Here is a 6,740-nt window from a genome sequence, read left to right as displayed (position 1 = left end):
GATGTGATAACGGATACTTTGGATGTTGTATCGCAGTATCTGCGAACAGGCTATGTGAATCGTGAGCACTGGGCATTAGTGTTACCGAGAGAAGGCATGGTTATGGATCCAGATAGAACCTTGAAAAGTTATCATGTTGAAAATGGCGATAAACTGATACTCATGTAGATGAAGGATGTGTGATGTTAGTATCGTAAAGATACTTGACAAGTACAGGGGGGATGAAAATAATGGGGAATAGAGGCGTGCTTTTATATGTAGACTTGGGCAAGCTTGAAGATGAACCATACAGATTGTCAAAGATATATGATACACTTGGACAGTATATTGATGATATCAGACGTCAGAGAGACATAATATACATAAGCAAGATGGCGGAATCTCTGGATATATCATCCCTGGACAGATATCGTGCTCAACTGGTAGACGAATATGATCGGCTTGGAACTCTGAAGAAGATTCTGGATGAGGCATACGATCTATATAAAGAATGTAATGAAAAATTCGAGGCATCTGGACAGACTCTGTGCAACCTATATGCTGAAACTCCATGGTATGAGACCAGTGAGGGAAAGCTGGCTATAGGTATAGGTGTGCTTGTGGTTACTGCTGCAGTGGCGATAGTCTGCCCTGCTGTATTAGGGGCGGCGGCCGCCACGGTAACACAGTCTATAGCGACATCTGCTATTATTGGTGCAGCTACGTCAGGTGTCATGAATGGAATAGCTTCCATGAATTCCGGCAAGTCATTTTACGATGGATTTGCAAGTGGTTTTGAATCTGGAGCAATATTGGGTGCAATCAGTGGTGGATTAGGAGCCGGGATATCGGCAGTTGCAACCGGGGCAGAACTGACAGTAGGAAGAATAGTGGCAGTAAAAGCTGTGAATATGATATCTGATGCGACTGTAGATAGTGTGGTATACGCGTATCATTCAAATAAGTATGATAAAGACTTTACTGGCGGAGATATAGTTAAGACTTGGGTAAAAAGTGCGGCAACATCGTTTGCTATGCAGTCTGTTGGAGGCGGAAAGTCATCGTCAAAGACGGATGGTGGGAATGGTGTTATATCTACAGGCAAAGGACGGGGGGAGCCTGAAGGTAGTTTTAAATGTAAGAGTGGTAGTAAGACGGGGACTGTATGGGATAATATTACTAGTACAGCTGACAATATGCCTGCTACTGAAATACCTACTACATTTAAAATTGATTTGGATGGAAACATTAATTATGTGAATTCTGAAACAGGAACGAACACATTATGGACAAATTCAAATGCAACCAAACATATGGGTGAGTATGTAAGTAGATTTGGAGACGAGAGTTGGAGCATTGGAACTAGAAGCCAAGTGATGTTAGAAAGTTATTCTGCATCACTGAATAAAGCGATGGAGACGATAGGCACAGAGGCACCTGGAAGATATTTTGGTACATATGGTAATTGGGAACTTGGTATTAATACTGAAACTGGTGTAGTATATCATGCAAGGATGATTAATTAGAAAGGCGAAAAAGGTGAAGTTTGAAAAAGTATTTAATAATAAAAAATATATTCGAAAAATAGAAGGTATGGGAGAGGGGCTTGTTTTATTTGAAATATCAGTTATTGATAAAAGAATAGGACAAAACTACCATTTGTTTTATGAGGATAAGCGCAAGCCTCCGTTGGACATAGCAATTAATCCAGAAGATGGAATGATAGAGTATGTTAGCTATTTTGTTCAAGATGAAATAATTAATAATATTAGTGATATTCCCGTAATTATAAATGAGGGTATGGGAATTAGTATATGTAATAAGGATTTCAATGAGAACAATATGAATGTTACCTTAGATGGGAAATTTAAAATCTGGAAGTCAGAAAATGCAATTTTAATATTAAGAGATGATATTGAAGAGTGTGTTCTAAATGCATATAGGATTAATGATTCAAATAATTTATTGTTTTTAGACGATTATTTCGTTGGGATAGAATTTAAAAATTTGAATCAAGAAGAAATGAAAGAAATTAAGAATTCGAAATGTTTATTATAAAATATTGTTTTTAAATTATTAGATTAAAGGAGCAGTTTTAAAGATATTTCAACAAATAGGATGGTATATTTATAATCCACAGGAGAAGCCCCAATATTTGCCAATTGGTGAAGACGAAGAGTATGATTGGAAACGTGACGAGATAGAAGACATGGTTTTAGTCAATAGATAACATCAAAATGAGAAAAACTAAATGATTGCTGACAAAAACAATGGGTGATGTGATACTATTGTTTGACAATAATGTAAAGGAAAAGGTGTTGTGTCGCAGGAAGATGATGTTGGAGCTGCGGGCGTTGGAGAAGCTGCGAAAGATAGCAGAGATGAGCTTGAAGACATTTTAAAAGCACTTGAAGCTGGTGATTCTGACAAGCATGGACCCAATATGAAGATCATTATAGGTGTAATAGCTGGGATCGTATTGGTTTCAGTTGTGTTAATCATTATAATGGTTAACAGGAAATCTGTTGTGCCTGATTTTGTTGGGCACACGACGGCAGAGGCAAAACAAATTGCCGGAGAGGCTGGTGTAACGCTTGAGGAGAAAAAAGAATACAGTTCTGAGGTAGAAGAAGGATGCGTTATCTCACAGGATATAGCCAAGGGAATGAAGGTGAAACGTAAGGCTTCAGTTGGAATAACGGTCAGTAAAGGCAAGGTGATGACAGTTGTGCCGGAATTTGTTGGTGAAACTCTGGATGATGCCAGAGCTATGGCTACAGAGGCTGGTATAGAGCTTGAAGAGAGAAGATAAGGTACACAAGTTCAAACGAGAATGTACTCAAGGTCAATGACAGAGGAGTCATAACAGCCACAAAAACGGGTACAGCCCAAATAACAATATGCGCTAATAATAAGACAAAGTCAAATTATAAGCCATGTTCGAAAACAATCACTGTTAAGGTAAGAAAGTCTCAGAGCATACAGATAAAGAGCAAAAAGACACAATATAACTATAAGAAGGGCGTGAAGAGAAGCACAGGAGCTTCAGCAAAGGGCGGAGTCAGACTTACATATAGTTCATCCAATCCTAAGGTTAATTCCAGAAAAACCTACGTGGGAGATATTCAAGAGGCGTGCTTTTATATGTAGACTTGGGCAAGCTTGAAGATGAACCTTACAGATTATCAAAGATATATGATACACTTGGACAGTATATTGATGATATCAGACGTCAGAGAGATATAATATACATAAGCAAGATGGCGGAATCCCTGGATATATCATCCCTGGACAGATATCGTGCTCAACTGGTAGACGAATATGATCGGCTTGGAACTCTGAAGAAGATTCTGGATGAGGCATACGATCTGTATAAAGAATGTAATGAAAAATTTGAGGCATCTGGACAGACTCTGTGCAACCTATATGCTGAAACTCCATGGTATGAGACCAGTGAAGGAAAGCTGGCTATAGGCATAGGCGTGCTTGTGGTTACTGCTGCAGTGGCGATAGTCTGCCCTGCTGTACTGGGAGCTACGGCAGCTGCAGTGACACAGTCTGTAGCGACATCGGCTATTATTGGTGCAGCTACGTCAGGTGTCATGAATGGAATAGCTTCCATGAATTCCGGCAAATCATTTTACGATGGATTTGCAAGTGGTTTTGAATCTGGAGCAATATTGGGTGCAATCAGTGGTGGATTAGGAGCCGGGATATCGGCAGTTGCAACCGGGGCAGAACTGACAGTAGGAAGAATAGTGGCAGTAAAAGCTGTGAATATGATATCTGATGCGACTGTAGATACTGTGGTATATGCATATCATTCAGACAAGTACGATAAGAGTATTACTGGTGTAGACATAGTCAAGACTTGGGCAGCGAGTGCTGTAACATCGCTTGTTATGCAGTCGATTATGGATGAATGTAATGATAGGACTCAATCACCAGATAAGAACAGTAATTCAATTAATTTTAAGAATTCGTTGGATAATCAAAGTAAAGCTAATAGTAATAAGCCCACAAATACAGTCACATATAGACGTGTTCAAGGAGGAACTGGAGACAAAGCAAGTCAACAGAGAATATTAATTGATAGTGAAGGAAATGTATATATAAATAAGAAAAATGTAAATTTGAATGTTAGTGTGGATAACGGAGAGCATTCGCAGTATTATATAGAAAATAAACGACCTGGTGCTGATATTTATGAATTTGAAGTTCCTAAATGGTTAGATGATATGGTAAACGAGTATATCGTGCCGGAAAAGAATTATAGAACAAATCCTTTAAATCAGGGGAGATGTGCGCCAAAGCTAAATGATCCCACAACTCCTGGAAGATGCATAGAATTTCCTGCACCGTGGATTGAATGGATTGAGGAATATGCTACAAATGGAAGAATAATAGCAGGAGGGGGGTAGGTGAAAGATAAGAAATAGAATAAGGTAAGCTTAAAATTGTTGAAAAAAATAATTGGAGGATTGGTTTAATGAAAAAAACGATTTCGATAATGACAGAGGAGTTTGTAAATGAAAAAACAGGCGAAAGCGTAGAGGGTATAACTATAATGATTGATGGAGTTATAAAAGATTTATTTGATATTATTAAGCATGAAAAAAAAGAATACAGCGATAACGTAAGTATAGTTCAGGATGCTTTAATGAAAGGTTTAGAAGAAATAAAAAATACTATATAAGCTAAGGTAATTATCATAGAATTTGCGATTTGCAAAAATACATTGTTTCCATAACAATTAGTATAGTGGAAACAATGTATTTTTTATAGTAACATGAGAAAAAAACATGCTGATTGACTATGTTGGACACACTACGTCAGAGGCAAAACAAATTGCTGGAGAAACAGGTGTAACACATGAGGAGAAAAATACGTATTTAAAGAATCGCAGATATTATTTTGATGCTGTTACCAAAACAATGGTTAGAAGTATGTCGGTTTTAGATAGTGGAACAATAGATGGAATGGCTACGGATGAAAATGGGAAGGCTTTAATATTACTGATATCAGATCATCTTGATTGGAAAAATGAGTATGATCATTTACTAAGACTACAAGAAAAAATAAATTCTTATATTACATTCTGCGAGGAACATCAATATAACGAATTTTATGAAGAAGATTTAATAGAATATGCTGTTTTTGAAATCCATTTTAAGTATGAACCAACAAAAAAGGCTATGGATTTTTTAGAACAAGTACAGCGGCAAGTAAATGAACTCGGAATAACAATCGAATGCCATATATAGAATGGGTATTCGTGAGAGAATGCATTGTTCTCATAGCAATTAATGCGTAGGAAACAATGCATTTTTATAATCAAATAGAGAAAAACTAAATGAATGCTGATAAAAAAATAGACGATGCAATACTATTGTTTGATGATGCCATAAAGGAGATGGTGTTGTGTCGCAGGAAGATGATGTTGGAGCTGCGAGTGTGGGAGAAGATGCGAAGGATAGCAGAGATGAGCTTGAAGACATTTTAAAAGCGCTTGAAGTTGGTGGTTGCTAACTTAGATATAGCGCTGTCGTTTGCACCGACAGACTTATGTGCGAGAACTCTTAATTCTTTGACCTGCTCTTTGGTAAAGTGTCCGTGCGAGTCCACTTTGAGCAGATTTGCCAGATGAGTCATATGCATGGAAGCTATCAGCGTCGTTTGTGAATTTGAACGGCTCAATGAGTATTTCATCGTCCGATGAAATTGTAGCGGCGAAATGGTTGAGTTTGGCAATATCAATGCCTACAAAAATTTTCATGAGGTTGTACCCTTTTATAAAGTCTGATACCATGATGTCCACCATCGATTATCATCGTAGACTTGATAGAAATAAGTAATCGGAGTGAAAAACACTCCAGTTGAGTAGTCAAGCTACAGAAAAAATGAAAAGTTCATAGTATATGAATTGTATTGAATCAAGACATTAAAAGAAATATGTGATAATTATCTTTCTAATGTTGGATTTCAGGATCCGGAGGAGTTTGAATTTGTTGACAAATACCTGAATGAGGGGATTAATGGACAATAGAGGAGTTCTTTTGTATGTAGATCTTGGCAGGCTTGAAGATGAACCTTACAGATTGTCAAAGATATATGATACACTTGGACAGTATATTGATGATATCAGACGTCAGAGAGATATAATATACATAAGCAAGATGGCGGAATCTCTGGATATATCATCCCTGGACAGACCCTGTGCAACCTATATGCTGAAACTCCATGGTATGAGACCAGTGAAGGAAAGCTGGCTATAGGCATAGGCGTGCTTGTGGTTACTGCTGCAGTAGCGATAGTCTGCCCTGCTGTATTAGGGGCGGCGGCCGCCACGGTAACACAGTCTATAGCGACATCTGCCCTCGTGGGATCAGCAATATCTGGTATAATGAATGGCGCTGCATCAGTGAAAGCAGGAAAGTCGTTTTTTGATGGATTTGCAAGTGGCGTTGAAGAGGGCGCAATAATAGGTGCTCTTTGTGGAATGTTTGGCGCAGGAACAGCAGCCATGATGACTGGTGCAGAGATGACGGTCGGTAATGTTTTTGCTGCCAGAGTAATAAATGCTGTTGGGGATGCAACAATAGGTACAGCTACATACATATATCATGAAAACAAATATGATAAAGCAATAACAGGCGGAGATGTAGCCAAGACCTGGGCAGAGTGTGCAATAACATCATTTGTTTTGCGGTCAGTTTTTGAGGGTGGAAAGTCATCGTCAAAAGCAGATGGAAAGAATAGGG

The 6,740-nt window shown here is 38.3% G+C and carries 10 protein-coding genes; all 10 read left to right on the top strand.

Annotated elements, in window-relative coordinates; translation table 11 throughout:
• Positions 1–230 precede the first annotated feature (230 nt).
• On the top strand, positions 231–1,505 hold the full coding sequence (locus OCV54_RS14585) for a hypothetical protein (protein ID WP_055224724.1): 1,275 nt from the start codon (positions 231–233) through the stop codon (positions 1,503–1,505).
• Between the two features lie 13 nt (positions 1,506–1,518).
• Complete coding sequence (locus tag OCV54_RS14580) at positions 1,519–2,037, top strand: hypothetical protein (protein ID WP_055224723.1); 519 nt, start codon at positions 1,519–1,521, stop codon at positions 2,035–2,037.
• 262 nt (positions 2,038–2,299) lie between these two features.
• Positions 2,300–2,791, top strand: a complete 492-nt coding sequence (locus tag OCV54_RS14575; protein WP_055224721.1) for a PASTA domain-containing protein — start codon at positions 2,300–2,302, stop codon at positions 2,789–2,791.
• A gap of 212 nt (positions 2,792–3,003) precedes the next feature.
• On the top strand, positions 3,004–3,129 hold the full coding sequence (locus OCV54_RS14570) for a hypothetical protein (protein WP_262563550.1): 126 nt from the start codon (positions 3,004–3,006) through the stop codon (positions 3,127–3,129).
• 2 nt (positions 3,130–3,131) lie between these two features.
• Positions 3,132–4,400, top strand: a complete 1,269-nt coding sequence (locus OCV54_RS14565) for an MFS transporter (protein WP_055224719.1) — start codon at positions 3,132–3,134, stop codon at positions 4,398–4,400.
• 68 nt (positions 4,401–4,468) lie between these two features.
• Positions 4,469–4,675 carry a hypothetical protein gene (locus OCV54_RS14560; RefSeq protein WP_055148043.1) on the top strand — a complete coding sequence of 69 codons (207 nt, stop codon included), beginning with the start codon at positions 4,469–4,471 and terminating at the stop codon, positions 4,673–4,675.
• 106 nt (positions 4,676–4,781) lie between these two features.
• Positions 4,782–5,243 carry a DUF6572 domain-containing protein gene (locus tag OCV54_RS14555; RefSeq protein ID WP_015533328.1) on the top strand — a complete coding sequence of 154 codons (462 nt, stop codon included), beginning with the start codon at positions 4,782–4,784 and terminating at the stop codon, positions 5,241–5,243.
• 89 nt (positions 5,244–5,332) lie between these two features.
• Positions 5,333–5,482 (top strand): hypothetical protein, encoded by a 150-nt coding sequence (locus OCV54_RS14550; RefSeq protein WP_156327940.1) that lies wholly within the window; start codon positions 5,333–5,335, stop codon positions 5,480–5,482.
• 532 nt (positions 5,483–6,014) lie between these two features.
• Positions 6,015–6,254, top strand: coding sequence for a hypothetical protein (locus tag OCV54_RS14545; RefSeq protein WP_055224717.1), 240 nt, complete (start codon positions 6,015–6,017; stop codon positions 6,252–6,254).
• Between the two features lie 14 nt (positions 6,255–6,268).
• Positions 6,269–6,740: hypothetical protein (locus OCV54_RS14540; RefSeq protein ID WP_330378016.1), on the top strand; the 472-nt coding region annotated here is incomplete at its 3' end.

The organism is Coprococcus aceti (assembly GCF_025567285.1).
GTDB classification, from domain to species: domain Bacteria; phylum Bacillota; class Clostridia; order Lachnospirales; family Lachnospiraceae; genus Coprococcus; species Coprococcus aceti.
Note: the sequence above shows the minus strand (reverse complement) of the source record. Positions and strands in the feature narration are given on the sequence as shown.

Coding starts and splice junctions, on each gene's coding strand:
- OCV54_RS14585 (WP_055224724.1), top strand. CDS start 231: ATGGGGAATAGAGGCGTGCTTTTATATGTAGACTTGGGCAAGCTTGAA.
- OCV54_RS14560 (WP_055148043.1), top strand. CDS start 4,469: ATGAAAAAAACGATTTCGATAATGACAGAGGAGTTTGTAAATGAAAAA.
- OCV54_RS14555 (WP_015533328.1), top strand. CDS start 4,782: ATGCTGATTGACTATGTTGGACACACTACGTCAGAGGCAAAACAAATT.
- OCV54_RS14550 (WP_156327940.1), top strand. CDS start 5,333: ATGAATGCTGATAAAAAAATAGACGATGCAATACTATTGTTTGATGAT.
- OCV54_RS14545 (WP_055224717.1), top strand. CDS start 6,015: ATGGACAATAGAGGAGTTCTTTTGTATGTAGATCTTGGCAGGCTTGAA.